A 20,382-nucleotide genomic window follows, 5' to 3' on the forward strand; every position below is an offset into this window, starting at 1 on the left:
GGCAAGCCAACCACCCCGCTGCCCGGCCCCCCAAATCGGGGTGGCAGAACCCGGTCGAACGCGTTCGGAAAAGACCCTCGCACGATCAAGGGAACATGTGTTCTATTCTGTGGTCAGTGCTACCGAGGAGGCGTCATGCGCTGGGAGAACCTCACAGTGGACTCCGAACACAGCCGGGCCGATGCCGCGCTGTTCGGCGCGGACGCGGTCACGACCCGTACGTTCGACACGCCGGAGTTCCGCGGAATCACGTTCCACGAGATCCGGGCACGCTCGATCATCAACCGGGTGCCGGGGGTGTCACGGATGTCGTTCCAGTGGACGGTCAACCCCTACCGGGGCTGCTCGCACGCGTGCGTGTACTGCTTCGCACGCAAGACGCACAGCTACCTGGACCTCGACACGGGGCTCGGCTTCGACAGCCAGATCGTGGTCAAGATCAACGCACCGGAGCTGCTGCGCCGGCAGCTCGGCTCGCGCCGCTGGCAGGGCGAGCACATCGCCATGGGCACGAACGTCGACTGCTATCAGCGCGCCGAGGGCCGTTACCGGCTGATGCCGGGCATCATCGCGGCGCTGCGCGACCACGCGAACCCCTTCTCGATCCTCACCAAGGGCACGCTCGTCCTGCGTGACCTGGAGCTGATCAAGCAGGCGGCACAGGTGACCGACGTCGGCATCTGTGTGTCGGTCGGCTTCACCGACCAGGAGCTGTGGCGCACCGTCGAGCCGGGCACGCCCGCACCGGAACGGCGCCTGGAGGTGGTGCGCACCCTGGGCGAACACGGCATCGGCTGCGGCGTGCTGATGGCACCGGTGATCCCGTTCCTCAGCGACACGCCCGCCCAACTCCGCGCCACCGTGCGGGCGATCGCGGCCTCCGGCGCCGCGTCCGTGACACCGCTGGTGCTGCATCTGCGGCCCGGCGCCCGCGAGTGGTTCATGGCCTGGCTGGGGCAGCACCATCCGCACCTGGTGGCCCGTTACGAACGGTTGTACGCGGAGGGCTCCTACGCCCCCAAGTGGTACCAGCGGCGGATCACCCGTCAGGTGCACGAGCTGGCCGAGGAGTACGGCATCGGGCCCACGCGCGCGCGGACGCCGCGGCGGATCCGGCCCACCGAGCCGGCCGGGGAGCCCCCGGTGGCGGGGCCGACCCAACTCTCGCTCCTCTAGGAGAATTCGAGACCTGCGCCCCGTTGCGGGCATTCGAGCGCACCTGAAGATCCAATCGGGTCATGAGCTTTACGGAATGAGTTCTTCCAGGACCGGTTTCCGGGACGATGCGGCGAGGACGGTGACCCTCGCGGTCCTTCATCCCGCCGTCCTGGGAGGACTCCATGAGAAAACGCGCAGCCGCACTGTGCGGCGCCGCCGTCGTCATGGCCGGGACCTTCACGGCCGTTCCCGCCGAAGCGAGCGCACCCGGCACCGCGAACACCACCCCGCAGACCGCGAAGCTCACCTGGAAGAGCTGCGCCACCGAGGACTACCCGACGCTCCAGTGCGCGTCCCTGAAAGTGCCGCTCGACCACCGCAGGCCGCACGGGGAGAAGATCACCCTCGCCCTGTCCCGCGTCCCGCACACCGCACGGACCTACCAGGGCCCGCTGCTGGTCAACCCCGGCGGCCCCGGCGGCAGCGGCCTGACGCTCGCCGGGTTCGTCGCGTCCTCGCTGCCCGCGAAGGTCGCGGCCCAGTACGACGTCATCGGCTTCGACCCGCGCGGCGTGGGAGCGAGCAAGCCCGCGCTGGACTGCAAGCCGGGCCACTTCGACCCGGTCCGCCCGGACTCCCTGCCGGCGACGCCCGCGATCGAGAAGGCCAACCTCGACCGCGCCAGGTCCTTCGCCGCCGCCTGCGGCAAGAAGTACGCGCATCTCCTGCCGTACATCAACACCACCAGCGCCGTGCGCGACCTGGACGCGATCCGGCAGGCCCTGGGCGCGAAGAAGATCAACTACTTCGGCTACTCGTACGGCACCTACCTGGGCGCGGTCTACGCCCGGTTCTTCCCCGAGCGGGTCCGGCGGCTGGTCCTGGACTCGGTCGTCGACCCGACCGACGTCTGGTACGAGGCCAACCTCAACCAGGACGTGGCCTTCAACGACCGCCACCGCGCCTTCCTCGCCTGGATCGCCCGCCACGACGCGACCTACAAGCTCGGCACCGACCCGGAGAAGATCGAGGCGAAGTGGTACGCGATGCGCGCCGCCCTCGCCAAGAAGCCTGCGAGCGGCACGGTGGGCGCCTCCGAACTGGAGGACACCTTCATCCCGGGCGGCTACTACAACGGCTACTGGCCGAGCCTGGCCGAGGCGTTCGCCGCGTACGTGAACGACAAGGACCCCGAGCCGCTGGTCGAGGCATACGAGAGCTTCGGCGCGGTCGACGCCCCGGGCGACAACGGCTACAGCGTCTACACCTCGGTGCAGTGCCGGGACGCCGCCTGGCCGCGCGACTGGCGGCAGTGGCGCAAGGACAACTGGGCGGTGTACGAGAAGGCTCCGTTCATGACCTGGAACAACGCCTGGTACAACGCGCCGTGCGCGTTCTGGCCGACGGACTCGCTGCGCCCGGTGAACGTGGCCAACGGCACGCTGCCGCCGGTGCTGCTGTTCCAGGCGACCGGGGACGCGGCCACCCCGTACGAGGGCGGTGTCACCGTGCACCGGCTGCTGGCCCGCTCCAGCCTGGTGGTCGAGGAGGGCGGCGGCAACCACGGCATCACGCTGAGCGGCAACGCCTGCCTGGACAAGCACCTGGCGGCGTACCTGACGGACGGCACCGTGCCGCGCGGCTACGGCGAGGCGGACGCGGTGTGCGAGGCGCTGCCCGACCCGAAGCCCGCGGCGGCCACGGCTCCGCCTTCGGCACGGGGGGTGTCGGCCTCCTCGAACGGTTCGGCGCTGCACGGCCTGCTCGGGTTCCGCCACTGAGCCGCTGACGATCCGTCGGGGGCGGGCACTGTCAGTCCCATGGTCCACCATGGACCCATGAGTGAGCTGACGCGGATCCCCGCCCCCGACGGCGTCGCCGCCGCGGCCCAGTACAGCCACGTCGTCCTCGGCACGGGCCGTTTCGTGTCGGTCGCCGGTCAGCTGCCGCTCGACGAGCGGAGTCGGCTGGTCGGTGAGGGCGACCCGGCGGCGCAGGCACGCCAGGTCTTCCAGAACCTCCGGCGCTGCCTGGCGGCCGCCGGCGCGACCTTCGACGACGTCGTCAAACTCACCTACTTCGTCACGGACATGGCGCACATGCCCGCCCTCCGCGCGGCCCGCGCCGAGCACATACCCGACGACCGCCTGCCGGCCGCTTCGGCGGTACAGGTCACCGCGCTGGTCCGGCCGGAGTTCCTGATGGAGGTCGAGGCGTTCGCGGTGGTGGCTCCGTGACAGGACTTCACATCAGGGAGATGACACTCGCCGACTGCGACCGCGTCGCGGAGATCCGCATCCGCGGGTGGCAGAGCGCCTACCGGGGCCTGATCCCGCAGCCGTACCTGGACGGGCTCAGCGTCGAGGAGGACGCCGAGCGCCGTCGTACGTACCTCTCGCAGGGCGACGGCAGTGTGGTGAACCTGGTCGCCGAGGACAGCGGCGGCGAGATCGTCGGCTGGGCCTGCCACGGGCCCTACCGGGAGGGAGAAGTCCTCACCCCGGACGCCGAGTTGTACGCCATCTACGTCCACCCCGACCAGGTGGGACGAGGCACCGGGCAGGCACTGCTCACCGAGTGCGTCGCGCGCTGCACCGCCGCGGGCCACGGCCGTCTCCTGCTGTGGGTGCTCAAGGGAAACGACCGGGCCCGCCGCTTCTACGAACGGGCCGGCTTGCGGGCGGACGGCGCCGAGGAGCCCTTCGAGGTGGACGGGGTCGCCGTTCCCGAGGTGCGGTACGCCAAGAGGCTCCCCCGCTGACGTCACCTCTGCTTCGGGATCCGCCCCAGCGCCCGCACCGCCGCCTCGGCCAGCCCCGGATGCGCGAGGGCCTCGTTCAGGACGGGCCGGGCCCGGGCGTCGCCCAGCGTGCCGAGCCCGTCCACACAGGCGAGGGCCACGCGGCGGTACGGGTCGTGCGGGCGCAGGCGCCGCTGGAGCGTGGTGATCAGCGCGGGTACCGCCTCCGGGGCACGCAGCTCGACCAGGAGCCGCACCGGGTGCAGGGCGTAGGCGACCCGCAGTTCGTTGGTGGCCAGGGCGGCAGCCGCGCGGGCGGTACGGGGGTCGCCGAGCCGGGCGAGGGCGTGGGCGGCGGAGGCACAGCGCGGGGGGTCACGGTGATTGAGCAGCAGTACCAAGGACTCGAAGGCCCGCCGGTCCCGCGCGAGCCCCAGCCGGAACGCGGCCAGCTCCCTCGCCCACAGGTGCTGCCCGGGTTCGGTCAGCGCGGCCGCCAGGGCGTCGAGGTCGTCGGTCGCCACGAGCCGCTCGAACGCGGGCGGCGCCCCCGACTCCTGCCGTAAGCGCTCCGTGAGTGATCGCAACTCTTCGTCCATGACTCAGAGGTTAGGGGCGTCGCGCGCCGCGCGGGACGTACATCACAAACCCGGGGGCTGGCGCGCTCGTTACCCGCCGGTTAAGCTCAGACGAGCGGGTTACCCACTCGCATTTCCTCGCGGCGGTCTGGTGACGCGGCCGTCGTGAGAGCAGTCGGTTCGGTGCCTCAGGTACCGCAGTACGGCTCGGCCCCGGGACAGGGCCGGTCGGAACCGCCGTTCCCCCCGGGCGTGTGCACGCCCGCGGTGGCGGCACCGGGCGTGTGCGCTTCGCAGCCCGGCCAGCACCCGCACTTTCCCACGCACCCGGTGCGCCCGTGGTCCGGCCCTGCCGGGCCGTCTTCGGCGCACCCGGAGCGCTCCCCGTCGTCACCCTCATCCTGGAGTCCCGCGATGGCCACTCCCCTTTCCGACCCGTCCCAGTCCTCGCTGCGGACCGTCGCCGTCGTCGGCCTCGGCACGATGGGCACCGGCATCGCCGAGGTCCTCGCCAAGGCCGGCCGCACGGTCGTCGGCATCGACATCAGCGAGGCCCAGGCCGCGAAGTGCGTCGCCGCCCTGGAGGCCTCCACCGCCCGCGGCGTCGAGCGCGGGCGGCTGACCGAGCAGGAGCGCGCCGACATCCTCGGCCGTGTCCGCACCTCCGCCGACCTGCGCTCCGCGGCCGACGCCGACCTGGTCATCGAGGTGGCCCCGGAGTCCTACGAGGTCAAGCAGCAGATCTTCCGGGAGCTGGACACGATCGTGCGCCCCGAGACGATCCTGGCGACCGGCACCAACGCCCTGTCCGTGACGCGTCTGGCCGCCGACTCCTCCCGCCCCGAGCGGGTGCTGGGCCTGCACTTCTTCAACCCGGCCCCGGCCATGAAGCTGGTGGAGGTCGTCTCCTCGGTGCTGACCGCGCCGGCCGCCGTCACGGCGGTCACCGACCTCGCGCTCGACCTGGGCAAGGAGCCCGTCGCGGTCGGCGACCGGCCCGGATTCGTCGCCGACGGCCTGCTGTTCGGCTACCTCAACCAGGCGGCCGCGATGTACGAGGCGAAGTACGCCTCCCGCGAGGACATCGACGCCGCGATGCGGCTGGGCTGCGGGCTGCCGATGGGCCCGCTGGCGCTGCTCGACCTGATCGGCGTCGACACCGCGCGGACGGTCCTGGAGGCCATGTACGCCGCCTCGCGCGACCGGCTGCACGCTCCGGCACCGATCCTGAAGCAGCTGAGCGAGGCGGGCCTGACCGGCCGCAAGGCGGGGCGGGGCTTCTACACGTACGAGGCGCCGGGCAGCCCGGTCGTCGTGCGGGACGCGCTGACGCCGCTGGAGGGCGGCGACCCGGTTCCCGGCCGGGAGATCCGCTCGGTCGGTGTCGCGGGTTCGGGCACCATGGCCTCCGGGATCGCCGAGGTCTTCGCCAAGGCCGGGTACGAGGTGGTCATCGCCGCCCGCAGCGAGGAGAAGGCGCAGACCGCGAAGGCCCGGATCGGCAAGTCCCTGGCGCGTTCGGTCGACAAGGGCCGGATGACCGCCGAGGCGGCCGCGCAGACCCTGGAGCGGGTCACGCCGACCGGCACGTACGACGACTTCGCCGACGTCGACCTGGCCGTGGAGGCGGTCGCCGAGGACCTGGAGGTCAAGCGGCAGCTGTTCGCGGCCCTGGACAAGGTCTGCAAGCCGGGCGCGATCCTGGCCACCACCACCTCGTCGCTGCCGGTCGTCGCCTGCGCCCGGGCCACGTCGCGCCCGCAGGACGTGATCGGGATGCACTTCTTCAACCCGGCGCCGGCCATGAAGCTGGTCGAGGTCGTCCGGACGGTGCTGACCGCCGACGACGTGCACGCGACGGTCCGCGAGGTCTGCGCACGGATCAGGAAGCACCCGGTCGACTGCGGTGACCGGGCCGGCTTCATCGTGAACGCGCTGCTGTTCCCGTACCTGAACAACGCGATCAAGATGGTGCAGGAGCACTACGCGACGCTCGACGACATCGACGCGGCCATGAAGCTGGGCGGCGGTTACCCGATGGGCCCCTTCGAGCTGCTGGACGTCGTCGGGCTGGACGTCTCGCTCGCCATCGAGAAGGTCCTGCACCGCGAGTTCCGTGACCCGGGGCTCGCTCCGGCGCCGCTGCTGGAACACCTGGTGGCCGCGGGCTGCCTCGGCCGCAAGACCGGCCGTGGCTTCCGCGAATATGCCAAGCGCTGAGCGTCCCGGTGACTGGTTCCGGTCCGGCGCGGAGTGGGGCGGCCTGCTCGGCCCGGACCGGTTCCACCCGGCCGGCCGGGCCGCCCCTCCCCCGCCCTCCGGCGGCGGGGGAGAACCAGGTCATGCGCACCGAGCTGCGCACATGCAGTACGTTCAGGGCATGCCCCAGCCCGCCAAGTCCTCACGTACACCCGCCGCGACCGACGCGCCGGAGAGTGCCGCCGGTTCTCGCGCCGCCGCCCAGCGGCTCAAGATGCGCCGGGAACTTGCGGCCGCCGCGATGGAGCTGTTCGCGACGAAGGGGTACGAGGCGACCACCGTCGACGAGATCGCGGCCCAGGCCGGGGTCGCCCGCCGCACCTTCTTCCGTCACTTCCGCTCCAAGGAAGAGGCGATCTTCCCCGACCACGACGACACCCTGATCCGCGCCGAGGCGGTGCTCAACGCCGCGCCCGCGCACGAGCATCCGCTCGACACGGTGTGCCGCGGGATCAAGGAAGTCATGAGGATGTACGCGGCCCGGCCGGAGATCTCGGTCGCCCGCTACAAGCTGACGCGCGAGGTGCCCACCCTGCGCGAGGCGGAGATCGCGTCGGTGGCCCGCTACGAGCGCCTCTTCACCCGCTATCTCCTCGGCCACTTCGACGAGCGGGCGCACGCCGACGACGCCAACGACGACCCGCTGCTGGCGGAGGTCGCCGCGTCCGCGGTCGTCACCGCCCACAACCACGTCCTGCGGCGCTGGCTCCGGGCCGGCGGCCAGGGGGACGTGGAGGCACAGCTGGACCACGCCTTCGCGATCGTGCGCAAGACCTTCGGGTCGGGCATCGGGGCCGGGCGCTCCGCGGGACCGCAGCCGGCCGCCGCCACGGCGTCGGCGCAGGGCGAGGTGCTGGTGACCGTCGCCCGCACCGACGCCCCGCTGGACGAGGTCATGCGGACGATCGAGCAGGCGCTCAAGGAGCGCTGAGCGACTCACCGCACTGTGATGACGGCCACCCTTCGGGGTGGCCGTTTTGGCATGTCAGGGGCCGTTTCGCGGACCCTCGCCGACCCCGTTCGATCGATCATCGCTCATATGTTGCGTAAAGATTTCATCTGAGAGCAAGTTCTGGCACTCAGTGCCTTGCGGGGTGACACGCGGTGTCATACGTTGAAGGAGTCCGGACGACGTCCCGGCAGGCCCAACCCGCCTGCACGCCCGGGCGCCTGCGTCACAGGCAACCTCCCGCGCCACCCAGCGCTGCCGAACAGCACCACCGCCGAACCGACGGCACCCCCTCAACCCTCAGCAGCACCGACGTAACCATCGGCGCCCCTCCCTCAGGGCGCTCACCGCCGGAGGCAACACCGTGACCGTTAAGGACATCCTGGCCGCGATCCAGTCGCCCGACTCCACGTCGGAGGACTTCGCCGCCCTCCCGCTTCCCGAGTCGTACCGCGCGATCACCGTGCACAAGGACGAGACGGAGATGTTCGCGGGCCTCGAGACCCGCGACAAGGACCCCCGCAAGTCGATCCACCTCGACGAGGTGCCGCTGCCCGAGCTCGGCCCGGGCGAGGCGCTGGTGGCCGTCATGGCCTCGTCGGTCAACTACAACTCGGTGTGGACGTCGATCTTCGAGCCGCTGTCGACGTTCGGCTTCCTGGAGCGCTACGGCCGCACCAACGAGCTGGCCAAGCGCCACGACCTGCCGTACCACATCATCGGCTCCGACCTCGCGGGCGTCGTCCTGCGCACCGGCCCGGGCGTCAACGCCTGGCGCCCCGGTGACGAGGTGGTCGCGCACTGTCTGTCCGTCGAGCTGGAGTCCTCGGACGGCCACAACGACACGATGCTCGACCCCGAGCAGCGCATCTGGGGCTTCGAGACCAACTTCGGCGGCCTCGCCGAGATCGCCCTGGTCAAGTCCAACCAGCTGATGCCGAAGCCCGACCACCTGTCGTGGGAGGAGGCCGCCGCCCCCGGCCTGGTCAACTCCACCGCCTACCGGCAGCTGGTCTCCCGCAACGGTGCCGGCATGAAGCAGGGCGACAACGTCCTCATCTGGGGCGCGAGCGGCGGACTCGGCTCCTACGCCACCCAGTTCGCGCTGGCCGGCGGCGCCAACCCGATCTGTGTCGTCTCCAGCGACCAGAAGGCGGACATCTGCCGCTCGATGGGCGCCGAGGCGATCATCGACCGCAACGCCGAGGGCTACAAGTTCTGGAAGGACGAGAACACCCAGGACCCCAAGGAGTGGAAGCGCTTCGGCAAGCGCATCCGTGAGCTCACCGGCGGCGAGGACATCGACATCGTCTTCGAGCACCCCGGCCGCGAGACCTTCGGCGCGTCCGTCTTCGTCACCCGCAAGGGCGGCACCATCACCACCTGCGCCTCGACCTCGGGCTACATGCACGAGTACGACAACCGCTACCTGTGGATGTCGCTGAAGCGGATCATCGGCTCGCACTTCGCCAACTACCGCGAGGCCTGGGAGGCCAACCGGCTCATCGCGAAGGGCAAGATCCACCCGACCCTGTCCAAGGTGTACTCCCTGGAGGACACCGGCCAGGCCGCCTTCGACGTGCACCGCAACCTGCACCAGGGCAAGGTCGGCGTGCTGTGCATGGCCCCCGAGGAGGGCCTGGGCGTGCGCGACGAGGCCAAGCGCGCCCAGCACATCGACGCCATCAACCGCTTCCGGAACATCTGAGGAGCGCTGGATGACTGAGCGTCAGCCCGCTGAAGGCAAGCGGGAGAAGGACCGGCCGTGGCTCATGCGCACGTACGCCGGTCACTCCACGGCCGAGGCGTCCAACGAGCTGTACCGGCGCAACCTCGCCAAGGGCCAGACGGGTCTGTCGGTGGCGTTCGACCTGCCGACGCAGACCGGCTACGACTCCGACCACATCCTCGCCCGCGGCGAGGTCGGCCGGGTCGGCGTGCCGATCGCGCACGTCGGTGACATGCGCCGGCTGTTCCAGGACATCCCCCTGGAGCAGATGAACACCTCGATGACGATCAACGCCACCGCCATGTGGCTGCTGGCGCTCTACCAGGTCGTCGCCGAGGAGCAGGGTGCCGACATCACCAAGCTCCAGGGCACGACCCAGAACGACATCGTCAAGGAGTACCTGTCCCGCGGCACGCACGTCTTTCCGCCGGGACCCTCACTCCGTCTGACGACGGACATGATCGCGTACACGGTCTCCCACATGCCGAAGTGGAACCCGATCAACATCTGCAGCTACCACCTGCAGGAGGCGGGCGCCACGCCGGTCCAGGAGATCGCGTACGCGATGTCCACCGCGATCGCCGTCCTCGACGCCGTGCGCGACTCCGGCCAGGTGCCGCAGGAGCGCATGGGCGACGTCGTGGCCCGCATCTCCTTCTTCGTCAACGCGGGCGTCCGCTTCGTCGAGGAGATGTGCAAGATGCGGGCGTTCGGCCGCATCTGGGACCGCATCACCCGTGAGCGGTACGGCATCGAGAACCCCAAGCAGCGCCGCTTCCGCTACGGCGTCCAGGTCAACTCCCTGGGCCTGACGGAGGCGCAGCCGGAGAACAACGTCCAGCGGATCGTGCTGGAGATGCTGGCCGTCACCCTCTCCAAGGACGCACGCGCGCGCGCCGTGCAGCTGCCCGCCTGGAACGAGGCCCTCGGCCTGCCCCGCCCCTGGGACCAGCAGTGGTCGCTGCGCATCCAGCAGGTGCTGGCGTACGAGAGCGACCTGCTGGAGTACGAGGACATCTTCGAGGGCTCGAAGGTGATCGAGGCGAAGGTGGAGCAGCTGGTCGAGGCGTCGTTCGCCGAGATCGACCGCATCCAGGAGATGGGCGGCGCGATGGCGGCCGTCGAGTCGGGCTACCTCAAGTCGCAGCTGGTCGCCTCGCACGCCGAGCGCCGGGGCCGGATCGAGTCGGGCCAGGAGAAGATCATCGGTGTCAACGCCTTCGAAGGCACCGAACCGAACCCGCTGACCGCCGACCTGGACACCGCGATCCAGACGGTGGACCCGGCGGTCGAGGCCCGGGTCATCGCCGCGCTCCAGCAGTGGCGCGACAGCCGCTACCAGCCGCCCTTCAACCACCCGCGGCCCTGCAAGGCGCTGGAGCGGCTGAAGGAGGCCGCGCGCGGCGACGAGAACCTCATGGAGGCCACCCTGGAGTGCGCGCGCGCCGGGGCGACGACCGGCGAGTGGGCCGGGGCCCTGCGCGAGGTGTTCGGCGAGTTCCGGGCACCCACGGGCGTCTCCTCGGCACCGGTGGCGGTCCCCGTCGAGGAGGGCAGCACGCTCGCCCTGGTCCGCCGCAAGGTCGACCTCACGGCCAAGGACCTGAACGTGGGCAAGCTGCGCTTCCTGGTCGGCAAGCCGGGCCTGGACGGGCACTCCAACGGCGCCGAGCAGATCGCCGTGCGGGCGCGCGACGCCGGCTTCGAGGTGGTCTACCAGGGCATCCGGCTGACGCCCGAGCAGATCGTGGACGCGGCCCTCGCCGAGGACGTGCACGCGGTGGGCCTGTCCATCCTGTCCGGATCACACGCCCAGCTGGTGCCGGACGTCCTCGAACGGCTCCGTGTGGCGGGCGCCACAGATATACCGGTGATCGCCGGTGGCATCATCCCGAACGGTGATGCCGAGCAGCTCAGGGCAGCCGGAGTGGCCGCGGTCTTCACCCCGAAGGACTTCGACATCACCGGAATCATCGGCCGCATCGTCGACGAGATCCGGAAAGCGAACAAGCTCGACCCTCTGGAGGTCCCCGCATGACCACGGTCAACCGCCTTCGCCCCCGGCGTTCCTGCCTGGCGGTACCGGGCTCGAACCCGCGCTTCCTGGAGAAGGCCCAGGGCCTCCCGGCCGACCAGGTCTTCCTCGACCTGGAGGACGCGTGCGCCCCGCTCGCCAAGCCCGAGGCGCGGCACACCATCGTCAAGTTCCTCAACGAGGGCGACTGGACGGGCAAGACGCGGGTCGTGCGCGTCAACGACTGGACGACCGAGTGGACGTACCGCGATGTCGTCACGGTCGTGGAGGGCGCCGGCCAGAACCTCGACTGCATCATGCTGCCGAAGGTGCAGACGGCCCAGCAGGTCGTCGCCCTGGACCTGCTGCTGACGCAGATCGAGAAGACGATGGGCTTCGAGGTCGGCAAGATCGGCATCGAGGCGCAGATCGAGAACGCGCAGGGCCTGAACAACGTCAACGAGATCGCGCAGGCCTCGCCGCGCGTGGAGACGATCATCTTCGGCCCGGCCGACTTCATGGCGTCCATCAACATGAAGTCGCTGGTCGTGGGCGAGCAGCCGCCCGGCTACCCGGCGGACGCCTACCACTACATCCTGATGAAGATCCTGATGGCCGCCCGCGCCAACAACCTCCAGGCGATCGACGGCCCCTACCTCCAGATCCGCAACATCGACGGCTACCGCGAGGTCGCCCGGCGCGCCGCCGCCCTCGGCTTCGACGGCAAGTGGGTGCTGCACCCGGGCCAGGTCGAGGCGTCCAACGAGATCTTCTCGCCGTCGCAGGAGGACTACGACCACGCCGAGCTGATCCTGGACGCGTACGACTACTACACGTCCGAGGCGGGCGGCAAGAAGGGCTCGGCGATGCTCGGCGACGAGATGATCGACGAGGCCAGCCGCAAGATGGCGCTCGTCATCTCCGGCAAGGGCCGCGCCGCCGGCATGCAGCGCACCAGCAAGTTCGAGATTCCGGAGGGCTGAGCGCGATGCAGTTCGGGCGCACCTACGAGGAGTTCGAGGTCGGGGCGACGTACAAGCACTGGCCGGGGAAGACGGTCACGGAGTACGACGACCACCTGTTCTGTCTCCTCACCATGAACCACCACCCGCTCCACATGGACACGAACTATGCGGAGAAGACGACGGACTTCGGCAAGAACGTCGTCGTCGGGAACTACATCTACTCGCTGCTGCTCGGCATGTCCGTACCGGACATCTCCGGCAAGGCGATCGCCAACCTGGAGATCGAGTCGCTGAAGCACGTGGCGCCGACCTTCCACGGCGACACGATCTACGGCCAGACGACCGTGCTCGACAAGTGGCCGTCGAAGTCGAAGAACGACCGCGGCATCGTCTACGTCGAGACCAAGGGCTACAAGCAGGACGGCACGCTGGTCTGCGTGTTCCGCCGCAAGGTGATGGTGCCGACCGAGACGTACATCAAGGAGCGCGGCGGCGAGCAGCCCGGCCGCCCCGAGCTCAGGGAGCAGGAGAAGTAGCCATGGCGCGACTCGCCCAGACCGCCGGTCTGACGGACATCCAGCAGGAGATCCTGTCCACCGTCCGGGACTTCGTGGACAAGGAGATCATTCCGGTCGCCACGGAGCTGGAGCACCGCGACGAGTACCCGCAGCAGATCGTCGACGGGCTGAAGGAGTTGGGCCTGTTCGGCCTGATGATCCCCGAGGAGTACGGGGGTCTGGGCGAGTCGCTCCTGACCTACGCGCTGTGCGTGGAGGAGATCGCCCGCGGGTGGATGTCGGTGTCCGGCATCATCAACACGCACTTCATCGTGGCGTACATGCTCAAGCAGCACGGCACTCAGGAGCAGAAGGACCACTTCCTGCCGAGGATGGCGGCCGGCGACATCCGGGGCGCGTTCTCGATGTCGGAGCCGGGCCTCGGTTCGGACGTGTCGGCGATCACGTCGAAGGCGGTGAAGGACGGCGAGGAGTACGTCCTGAACGGCCAGAAGATGTGGCTCACGAACGGCGGAACGTCGTCTCTGGTGGCCGTTCTGGTTAAAAGTGACGAAGGTCACCCCGAGGGCACGGCCCCCCACAAGTCGATGACCACCTTCCTGGTCGAGAAGGAGCCCGGTTTCGGCGAGGTGCGCCCTGGCCTCACCATCCCCGGCAAGATCGACAAGATGGGCTACAAGGGGGTCGACACCACCGAGCTCATCATGGATGGCCTGCGCATTCCCGCGGATCGGGTGCTCGGCGGGGTCACCGGCCGCGGCTTCTACCAGATGATGGACGGCGTGGAGGTCGGCCGCGTCAATGTGGCGGCACGTGGTTGCGGCGTCGCTCAGCGTGCGTTCGAACTGGGTGTCCAGTACGCGCAGCAGCGCCACACCTTCGGGAAGCCGATCGCCCAGCACCAGGCGATCCAGTTCAAGCTGGCCGAGATGGCTACCAAGGTCGAGGCCGCGCATGCGATGATGGTGAACGCGGCACGCAAAAAGGACTCCGGGGAGCGAAACGACCTCGAGGCTGGGATGGCGAAGTACCTCGCCTCCGAGTACTGCAAGGAGGTCGTCGAGGACTCCTTCCGGATCCACGGCGGCTACGGCTTCTCCAAGGAGTACGAGATCGAGCGCCTCTACCGTGAGGCTCCGATGCTGCTGATCGGTGAAGGTACCGCCGAGATCCAAAAAATGATCATCGGCAGGCGGTTGCTCGAAGAGTATCGATTCCAGGGCTAGATGTCCGGATACGGGGTGTTTTCTTGGAGAAGAAGATCACACCCCGTCAGCACTCTTCTGCCGCCGACTCGGCTGCCTGGCTTACCCAGTTAGGGCCCCGAGCCGCTACGATCGCCGGAAAGCCGCCGTCCCCCGTCAGAGTGCGGCATCATCCGCTACGAAGGTCATCCATGCCCCACAGCCAAACCTCTGCACCACGCGACAGCCGGGCCGGCGTACGCCTCGCGCGCGGAGCATCGCCGTGGCTCCTTCCGACCGTCGCCACCGCAGCCCTCAGCCTGGCGCGGGCCCGGCGCTCCGGCGCCGCCAAGGCCGTCGCCGTTCCCGCCACCGCGCTCGCGGCGGGGATGCTGTGGTTCTTCCGCGACCCCGAGCGCGAGATCACCCAGGGCCGGGTCATCTCGCCCGCCGACGGTGTGGTGCAGAGCATCATGCCGTGGAAGGACGGCCGCACGCGCGTCGCGATCTTCATGAGCCCGCTGAACGTCCACGTCAACCGCGCGCCGCTGGCCGGCACGGTGACGTCGGTCGAGCACATCCCCGGTGGCTTCGTTCCCGCCTTCAACAAGGAGAGCGAGAACAACGAGCGTGTCGTCTGGCACTTCGACACCGAGCTCGGCGACATCGAGATGATCCAGATCGCCGGCGCCGTCGCCCGCCGCATCGTTCCGTACCTGCCCCAGGGCACCAAGGTCGAGCAGGGCGAGCGGATCGGCCTGATCCGCTTCGGCTCGCGCGTCGACCTCTATCTGCCCGAGGGCGTGGAGGTCGCGGTCGAGGTGGGACAGAAGACCGTGGCTGGAGTGACTCGCATTGACCGTGATTGATCCTGACACCAAGGCCGGCTGGGTCCCGGAGGCCGACGAGGTCGACGAAGAAGAGGAGATGCCCCTCTCTCTTCGCCTGTCGATAGCGGACACGCTGACGCTCGGCAACGCCACGTGCGGCTTCATGGCGGTGTACTTCACCACCACCGGCATCCTGATCCCGCACCTCACGGGCAGCCAGGAGACCGGCATGGCTCGCCACAGCGCGGCCACGGCGGTCATCCTCATGCTCTGCGCGGCGGTCTTCGACCTCTTCGACGGCCTGGTGGCGCGCAAGCTGCGCTCCTCCCCCATGGGCGCGGAGCTGGACAACCTCTCCGACCTGATCAGCTTCGGTCTGGCGCCGGCGTACTTCGTGCTGGTGTACGGCATGGTCGCGGACGACGCGCACCAGCGAGTGGCCGCGGTCGGGGCGATCGTCGTCCTGCTGGCGGTGGTGCTGCGGCTCGCCCGGTTCTCGTGCGTCACGGTCAAGGACGGCACCTTCCAGGGCATGCCCTCGCCGTTCGGCGCGCTGACGGTCGTGTCCATCGTGCTGCTGGAGCTGCCCTTCGTGGCGACGCTGCTGGCGATCCTGGGGACGGCGTGGCTGATGGTGAGCCGCGTGGAGTACCCCAAGCCGCGGGGCAGGCTCGCGGGGGCGATGCTGTCGTGGATCGTGCTGGGCATGGGCCTGATGGCGGCCTGGGCCTTCGACGCGCCGAGCGGACAGCTGCTCCTCCAGACGGGGTGCGCGCTGCAGCTGGTCATGGGGGCGGTGATCCCGCTGTTCGCGACGGCCCGGCGGGTGAACAACTTCCGCGACAACCGACGGGAAGCACGCGCGGCACAGCTGCCGTGACCCCGCTCCTCCGCTGACGGGTGTGGCCCGGGCCTTTGAAGGCCCGGGCCACACCCGTTTCGCGTTCAAGGGCATCCTCTTCTTGCCCTTGACCGGTCAACTACCTCTGGTTGAGGCCGATTTGCGGGAGAAATGCAGGAAGAGGAGGGTAGAAAGAGGGGTTTTCGGATAGTTCACCCCACTTCCCTCATCGGGAGGCGGCCATGCCCGCACCCATTCTCAGAGAGCACAACGTCACGCTCGCGTCGAAGATCCCCGCGAACTTCGGCGACACGGTGACGCTGCCCGTACGCGAGTACGACGGCACCAAGCCGAACCATCCGCACCAACCGGTACTGATGCTGCACGGCAGAAGCGTGCCGGCCCTGGCCGGGTTCGACCTCGCGCCCGTGCCCGGCGGCTCCGCCACCCGGTACAGCTGGGCACAGGAACTCGCGGACGACGGCTACGACGTCTTCATCATGGACCTCCAGGGCTCCGGCCGGTCCCCGCGCCCGAGGATGGACGATCCGTGCAACGCCAACCCGGCCCAGCAGCCGGTCCTCGTCCCCAATCCCCTCCAGGCGCCCTGCCCTCCCCCTCCCCCGTACCCGCACCAGCTCGGCAACTCGGAGAGCGAGTGGGCGGAACTGCACGCGGTGGTCGAGCACATCAGGGACCTGCCGGGCAGGAAGAAGCCGATCCGGTTCATCGGCTGGTCCCTGGGCGCGGCCATCATGGGCCCCTACACCCTGCAGAACCCCGACCACGTCGAGAGCCTGCTCCTGCTCGCCCCGGTCTTCCCGCCCAGGGGACGGTGGTCGGACAAGCCCGACGACCCCTTCGGACGCCCGTCCGAGGCCCGGACTCTGCCCATGTCCCAACCCGCCGGCACCTGGGGTTTCCCGATGTTCGTCGGCACCAAGACGGGGTTCAGGACGGGGCTGGACGGCAACCCCGACCTGCGCGAGCCCGGCATCGTGGACCTCGCCTGGGAAGCCTGCATGCAGAGCGATCCCCTCGGCAGCAAGTGGGGTCCCGAGGTGGCCCCGGGTGAGTACGAGGGCGTTCTGCGGTACCGGAACACCTACTGGTGGGGCTGGAACAACCGGACGGTGCCGCACGAGAACCCGGCCGGCACGCCCGTGCTCGGGAAACGGGTTCCCGTGCTGATCATCTACGGGGAGCTGGACCGGGCCGCCAACAGCCCCGCGACCTTCCCCGACCCCGTCCGCTTCTCCGTACCGGACCTCTACGCGGCCGTCAAAGGCCCCGAGAAGCTGATGTTCTGCCTCGCCGGCGCGGGCCACTCGCTGGTGTGGGAGCTGACCGCCAAGACCGTGCACCACATGTCGAAACAGTGGTTCAAGGACGGCAAGGTGGAGGGCCGGAGGACCGGCAGCTACTTCAGGGACTCGAACGGTGAGCTGATCCCCCTGCCGTGACGGCTCAGGTCAGGAAGTCCCGCGCGATCCGTTCCGCGACCCGCTCCAGGATCGGGCCCGCCTCGGCGATGCACTTCGCCACGTCCGGTTCCGCGTCCGTCAGGGGGTAGGCCCGGCGGAAGCCGGCGCGGCCCAGGACCTGGGGCGGCAGGGCGAGGCGGCCGCAGACGGCCACGACGTCCTTGCCGGCGGCGCGGGCCGCCGTGGCGACGCCCGCCGGGGCCTTGCCGTGGAGGGTCTGCTCGTCGAGGGAGCCCTCGCCGGTGATGACCAGATCGGCGCGGTCCAGGGCGGGGGCGAAGCCCAGGACGTCGAGCATCACCTCGATGCCGGGGCGGAACCGGGCGCCCAGCAGCAGGGCGCCGTAGCCGATGCCGCCCGCCGCTCCCGCGCCGGGCGATGCCGCGTACTCGGCGGCCTGCGGCCCGGCCGGTCCCTCCAGCACCTCGGCGAAGTGGGCGAGGGCGCTGTCCAAGGCCTCCACGTCCTCCGGAGAAGCGCCCTTCTGCGGGCCGTAGACCGCGGGTGCTCCCTTCGGGCCGGTCAGCGGATTGTCCACGTCGCTCGCCAGGACCAGCTCGACCTCGCCGAGGCGCGGATCGAGTCCCGACAGGTCGGCGGTGGCCAGCTCGGCGAGTCCGCCGCCGCCCGGAGGCACCGGCTCCCCGTCGGCGTCCAGGAACCGGGCGCCCAGCGCGGACAGCATCCCGGCGCCGCCGTCGGTGGTGGCACTGCCGCCGACCCCGAAGACGATCGTACGGGCGCCCGCGTCCAGGGCGGCCCGCAGCAGCTCGCCGGAGCCGTACGTGGACGCCGTGAGCGGGGCGAAGACCCCGGCGGGCAGCCGCTGCAGCCCGCTCGCCTCGGCCATCTCCACGACCGCCGTGCCCTCGCGCAGCGCGAACGCCGCCGTCACCTCCTCGCCGAGGGGGCCGGCGACCCGTACCTCCCGGCGTTCGAACCCCGCCGCGACCGCCGCGGCCACGGTCCCGTCGCCACCGTCGGCCACGGGCAGCGCCTCGACCTCGAGGTCCGGCAGGACCCGGCGCAGCCCGGCCGTGACCCGCTCGGCGACCTCCACGGCCGTCAGCGACCCCTTGAACTTGTCCGCGGCGACGAGCACCCGCTCTGCCTTCCGGGTATCGCTCCCTGCAGCGTCCGCCACTTGTACTCCCCTTGCTCTCCGGGCCCTCACGTACGTCAAGGCCGGTCGCGCCGCTGTGACCTTAACCGCAGGACGCCCCGGTCGTCAGCACGTGCCCATCTCCTGGACCAAGGGCTCCCACCCCGGAGACGGGTGGATCGCGCGAAACGGGTAGACCGTAACCATGGCCCTTGCGCACACCGAGACGGACCTGGCCGACCGCGTCCTCGGCGGCTGGACGGGCCGCATCGCGGGCAACATGCTCGGCAAACCCGTCGAACAGGGCGAGATCTGGTCGCGTGACCGCATCGACCGCTACCTCAGACGGGCCGCCGCGCTCCCCCTGACCGACTACCTGCCCGAGCCCACCGGCGACGAGGCGACCGCGCTGCGCCCCGAGTGGCGCCAGTGCGTGCGCGGCCGCATCCACGGCAGTTGCCGTGACGACGACGTCGATTACGCGATTCTCGGCCTCGACCTGCTGGAGACGCACGGCTTCGGCTTCAGCACCGAGCAGGTCGGCGACCTGTGGCTGCTGCGGCTGCCGTACCTGCAGACGTTCACCGCCGAACGGGCCGCCTACCGCAACCTCGCAGGCGGGCTGAAGCCGCCGCTGACCGCGACGTACGACAACCCCTACCAGGAGTGGATCGGCGCCCTCATCCGCGCCGACATCTTCGGCTGGACCTGCCCGGGCGACCCGCGCCGGGCCGCTTCGCTCGCCCGGCGGGACGCGGTGCTGTCGCACACCGGCAACGGGGTCTACGGGGCGATGTGGGCGGCGGCGCTGATCGCGGCGGCGTTCACGGCGCCCACCGTGCGCCGGGCCGTCGACGAGGCCCTGGCCGTGATCCCGGCGAGCAGCCGCCTCGCCCGCACGGTGCGCCGGGTGGTCTCGCTGCACGGCACCCGGCTGTCCTGGGAGGACACGCTCAGCACGGTCGCCGAGGAGACCGCCGGGATGGGCTGGATCCACACCGTGCCGAACGCGGCCGTCCTCACCGCCGGACTGCTCTACGGCGACGGCGACTTCACCCGCACCATCACCCTGACCGTCCGCGGCGGCCTGGACACCGACTCCAACGGCGCGACCGCGGGGTCGGTGGCCGGCGTGTTCGGCGGGGCGCAGGCCATCCCCGACCAGTGGAAGGCCCCGCTGGAGGACCGGGTGCGCAGCGCGGTGTTCGGCTTCGACGGGGTGCGGATCAGCGAACTGGCGGAGCGGACGCTGCGGCTGGCGGAGCAGGCGGCGCGACCCGTGTGAATCAGCCATTCCGGTGCCGCGCAGGATGGCTGACCGGATCTTCCGCTTGGCGCCACGCGTCCCCGCGTCGGCTCAGCAAAGGCCCCCGCCCGCTGCGCCACTGCCTTGTTCCGCTTGGAAGCGCTTCCATCCAGTTCGATTTCGGCCAATTCCACGCGGGTCAGCCAACTCCATCAAACCCGAACCTAAAGTGATCGAGCCTTCAAGGCATTCGATCAATTCCGGTCACCGGACTCGCGTCTCAGACCCGACAGAAAGCATCTACTTGTCATGTCCCGCTTGAGAACCGCCCTGCGTGTCGCCGCCTCCGCCGCCGTCCTGACCGGCGCCGTCCTCTCCGCGCCGCAGGCCGTCGCCGCGGAGCAGGCTACGGCCTCGGCGTCCGCCGCCGGCGTGTGCGGCACCGGCTACACGCTGCGCAAGGCGATCCCGCTGCCCGTCGGCACCGACCCCAGTCAGCGCCTGGCCACCCTCTTCGCCTACGAGAACGGCGGCAAGGGCTGCGCCATCCTCGACAACAACGTCGGCAAGGCGCAGTACATGTACCTCCAGGTCTGCAAGGTGGACGGCACGGCCTGCGACTCCGACTCGGGCAACTTCAGCGAGTACGCGGGCCCCGTGTACGTCTCCAGCTTCGCCTGCGCCCCGGTGACCGCGAAGATGGGCTCGTCCTCCGGCAGCCTCTACATCAACTACAAGTCCAGCTACCTCTTCCCGTGCGGATGAGGCGGGATCCGGTGGTTACC

18 protein-coding genes are annotated in these 20,382 nt (G+C 70.1%); 16 read left to right on the forward strand and 2 right to left on the reverse strand.

Annotation, left to right across the window (positions count from 1 at the left end; translation table 11 throughout):
• The first annotated feature begins 135 nt into the window (after positions 1 to 135).
• From ACFY9E_RS03775 to ACFY9E_RS03790, 4 genes are all read left to right on the forward strand, one after another.
• Positions 136 to 1,176 carry an Rv2578c family radical SAM protein gene (locus ACFY9E_RS03775; RefSeq protein WP_390979018.1) on the forward strand — a complete coding sequence of 347 codons (1,041 nt, stop codon included), beginning with the start codon at positions 136 to 138 and terminating at the stop codon, positions 1,174 to 1,176.
• A gap of 164 nt (positions 1,177 to 1,340) precedes the next feature.
• Positions 1,341 to 2,939 carry an alpha/beta fold hydrolase gene (locus ACFY9E_RS03780; protein ID WP_390979020.1) on the forward strand — a complete coding sequence of 533 codons (1,599 nt, stop codon included), beginning with the start codon at positions 1,341 to 1,343 and terminating at the stop codon, positions 2,937 to 2,939.
• 57 nt (positions 2,940 to 2,996) lie between these two features.
• Entirely contained in the window at positions 2,997 to 3,395 is a 399-nt protein-coding gene (locus ACFY9E_RS03785; protein ID WP_390979022.1) for a Rid family hydrolase, read from the forward strand.
• 20 nt (positions 3,396 to 3,415) lie between these two features.
• The gene (locus ACFY9E_RS03790; protein WP_390980289.1) at positions 3,416 to 3,919 is read left to right on the forward strand and encodes a GNAT family N-acetyltransferase; all 504 of its coding nucleotides are present in this window, start codon (positions 3,416 to 3,418) and stop codon (positions 3,917 to 3,919) included.
• 2 nt (positions 3,920 to 3,921) lie between these two features.
• Here ACFY9E_RS03790 and ACFY9E_RS03795 read toward each other — a convergent pair whose 3' ends face one another.
• Positions 3,922 to 4,497: an adenylosuccinate lyase gene (locus ACFY9E_RS03795; protein WP_390979024.1), complete on the reverse strand. Its 576-nt coding sequence runs from the start codon at positions 4,495 to 4,497 to the stop codon at positions 3,922 to 3,924.
• Between the two features lie 393 nt (positions 4,498 to 4,890).
• Here ACFY9E_RS03795 and ACFY9E_RS03800 point away from each other — a divergent pair, with 393 nt between their 5' ends.
• From ACFY9E_RS03800 to ACFY9E_RS03845, 10 genes are all read left to right on the forward strand, one after another.
• Positions 4,891 to 6,696, forward strand: coding sequence for a 3-hydroxybutyryl-CoA dehydrogenase (locus ACFY9E_RS03800; RefSeq protein WP_390979026.1), 1,806 nt, complete (start codon positions 4,891 to 4,893; stop codon positions 6,694 to 6,696).
• Between the two features lie 142 nt (positions 6,697 to 6,838).
• Positions 6,839 to 7,666, forward strand: a complete 828-nt coding sequence (locus tag ACFY9E_RS03805) for a TetR family transcriptional regulator (protein WP_390979029.1) — start codon at positions 6,839 to 6,841, stop codon at positions 7,664 to 7,666.
• 382 nt (positions 7,667 to 8,048) lie between these two features.
• Positions 8,049 to 9,392, forward strand: a complete 1,344-nt coding sequence (gene ccrA, locus ACFY9E_RS03810; protein WP_390979031.1) for a crotonyl-CoA carboxylase/reductase — start codon at positions 8,049 to 8,051, stop codon at positions 9,390 to 9,392.
• A 10-nt stretch (positions 9,393 to 9,402) separates the two neighbouring features.
• Positions 9,403 to 11,451: a methylmalonyl-CoA mutase family protein gene (locus ACFY9E_RS03815; RefSeq protein ID WP_390979033.1), complete on the forward strand. Its 2,049-nt coding sequence runs from the start codon at positions 9,403 to 9,405 to the stop codon at positions 11,449 to 11,451.
• Positions 11,448 to 12,410 (forward strand): aldolase/citrate lyase family protein, encoded by a 963-nt coding sequence (locus ACFY9E_RS03820; protein WP_390979036.1) that lies wholly within the window; start codon positions 11,448 to 11,450, stop codon positions 12,408 to 12,410. Before ACFY9E_RS03815 ends, ACFY9E_RS03820 begins: the two co-directional genes overlap by 4 nt.
• Before the next feature lie 5 nt (positions 12,411 to 12,415).
• A complete protein-coding gene (locus ACFY9E_RS03825) occupies positions 12,416 to 12,928 on the forward strand; it encodes a MaoC family dehydratase (RefSeq protein ID WP_030843910.1) in 513 nt (170 codons plus the stop codon).
• Between the two features lie 2 nt (positions 12,929 to 12,930).
• Complete coding sequence (locus ACFY9E_RS03830) at positions 12,931 to 14,136, forward strand: acyl-CoA dehydrogenase family protein (protein WP_390979039.1); 1,206 nt, start codon at positions 12,931 to 12,933, stop codon at positions 14,134 to 14,136.
• Between the two features lie 170 nt (positions 14,137 to 14,306).
• Positions 14,307 to 14,963: a phosphatidylserine decarboxylase gene (locus tag ACFY9E_RS03835; protein ID WP_033309199.1), complete on the forward strand. Its 657-nt coding sequence runs from the start codon at positions 14,307 to 14,309 to the stop codon at positions 14,961 to 14,963.
• Between the two features lie 58 nt (positions 14,964 to 15,021).
• Positions 15,022 to 15,804 carry a CDP-diacylglycerol--serine O-phosphatidyltransferase gene (pssA, locus tag ACFY9E_RS03840; RefSeq protein ID WP_390980291.1) on the forward strand — a complete coding sequence of 261 codons (783 nt, stop codon included), beginning with the start codon at positions 15,022 to 15,024 and terminating at the stop codon, positions 15,802 to 15,804.
• Positions 15,805 to 16,007: 203 nt separating this feature from the next.
• Positions 16,008 to 17,228 carry an alpha/beta fold hydrolase gene (locus tag ACFY9E_RS03845; protein WP_390979041.1) on the forward strand — a complete coding sequence of 407 codons (1,221 nt, stop codon included), beginning with the start codon at positions 16,008 to 16,010 and terminating at the stop codon, positions 17,226 to 17,228.
• Between the two features lie 4 nt (positions 17,229 to 17,232).
• On the opposite strand, the gene ACFY9E_RS03850 is transcribed toward ACFY9E_RS03845, so the two are convergent.
• Positions 17,233 to 18,351 (reverse strand): glycerate kinase, encoded by a 1,119-nt coding sequence (locus ACFY9E_RS03850; RefSeq protein WP_390980293.1) that lies wholly within the window; start codon positions 18,349 to 18,351, stop codon positions 17,233 to 17,235.
• Between the two features lie 205 nt (positions 18,352 to 18,556).
• Here ACFY9E_RS03850 and ACFY9E_RS03855 point away from each other — a divergent pair, with 205 nt between their 5' ends.
• Together ACFY9E_RS03855 and ACFY9E_RS03860 are read left to right on the forward strand one after the other, a co-directional pair.
• On the forward strand, positions 18,557 to 19,636 hold the full coding sequence (locus ACFY9E_RS03855) for an ADP-ribosylglycohydrolase family protein (RefSeq protein ID WP_390979043.1): 1,080 nt from the start codon (positions 18,557 to 18,559) through the stop codon (positions 19,634 to 19,636).
• Positions 19,637 to 19,906: 270 nt separating this feature from the next.
• On the forward strand, positions 19,907 to 20,362 hold the full coding sequence (locus tag ACFY9E_RS03860) for a hypothetical protein (protein ID WP_390979045.1): 456 nt from the start codon (positions 19,907 to 19,909) through the stop codon (positions 20,360 to 20,362).
• Positions 20,363 to 20,382 lie beyond the last annotated feature (20 nt).

The organism is Streptomyces sp. NPDC012466, from assembly GCF_042955215.1.
Lineage (GTDB): Bacteria > Actinomycetota > Actinomycetes > Streptomycetales > Streptomycetaceae > Streptomyces.

Bases quoted from the DNA above. Each gene is read 5' to 3' on its own strand.
- ACFY9E_RS03860 (WP_390979045.1), top strand. From the start codon at position 19,907: ATGTCCCGCTTGAGAACCGCCCTGCGTGTCGCCGCCTCCGCCGCCGTC.
- ACFY9E_RS03790 (WP_390980289.1), top strand. From the start codon at position 3,416: ATGACACTCGCCGACTGCGACCGCGTCGCGGAGATCCGCATCCGCGGG.
- ACFY9E_RS03820 (WP_390979036.1), top strand. From the start codon at position 11,448: ATGACCACGGTCAACCGCCTTCGCCCCCGGCGTTCCTGCCTGGCGGTA.
- ACFY9E_RS03855 (WP_390979043.1), top strand. From the start codon at position 18,557: ATGGCCCTTGCGCACACCGAGACGGACCTGGCCGACCGCGTCCTCGGC.
- ACFY9E_RS03835 (WP_033309199.1), top strand. From the start codon at position 14,307: ATGCCCCACAGCCAAACCTCTGCACCACGCGACAGCCGGGCCGGCGTA.
- ACFY9E_RS03845 (WP_390979041.1), top strand. From the start codon at position 16,008: ATGCCCGCACCCATTCTCAGAGAGCACAACGTCACGCTCGCGTCGAAG.
- ACFY9E_RS03775 (WP_390979018.1), top strand. From the start codon at position 136: ATGCGCTGGGAGAACCTCACAGTGGACTCCGAACACAGCCGGGCCGAT.
- ACFY9E_RS03825 (WP_030843910.1), top strand. From the start codon at position 12,416: ATGCAGTTCGGGCGCACCTACGAGGAGTTCGAGGTCGGGGCGACGTAC.
- ACFY9E_RS03780 (WP_390979020.1), top strand. From the start codon at position 1,341: ATGAGAAAACGCGCAGCCGCACTGTGCGGCGCCGCCGTCGTCATGGCC.
- pssA (WP_390980291.1), top strand. From the start codon at position 15,022: ATGCCCCTCTCTCTTCGCCTGTCGATAGCGGACACGCTGACGCTCGGC.
- ACFY9E_RS03800 (WP_390979026.1), top strand. From the start codon at position 4,891: ATGGCCACTCCCCTTTCCGACCCGTCCCAGTCCTCGCTGCGGACCGTC.
- ACFY9E_RS03785 (WP_390979022.1), top strand. From the start codon at position 2,997: ATGAGTGAGCTGACGCGGATCCCCGCCCCCGACGGCGTCGCCGCCGCG.
- ACFY9E_RS03805 (WP_390979029.1), top strand. From the start codon at position 6,839: ATGCAGTACGTTCAGGGCATGCCCCAGCCCGCCAAGTCCTCACGTACA.
- ACFY9E_RS03815 (WP_390979033.1), top strand. From the start codon at position 9,403: ATGACTGAGCGTCAGCCCGCTGAAGGCAAGCGGGAGAAGGACCGGCCG.
- ACFY9E_RS03830 (WP_390979039.1), top strand. From the start codon at position 12,931: ATGGCGCGACTCGCCCAGACCGCCGGTCTGACGGACATCCAGCAGGAG.
- ACFY9E_RS03795 (WP_390979024.1), bottom strand. From the start codon at position 4,497: ATGGACGAAGAGTTGCGATCACTCACGGAGCGCTTACGGCAGGAGTCG.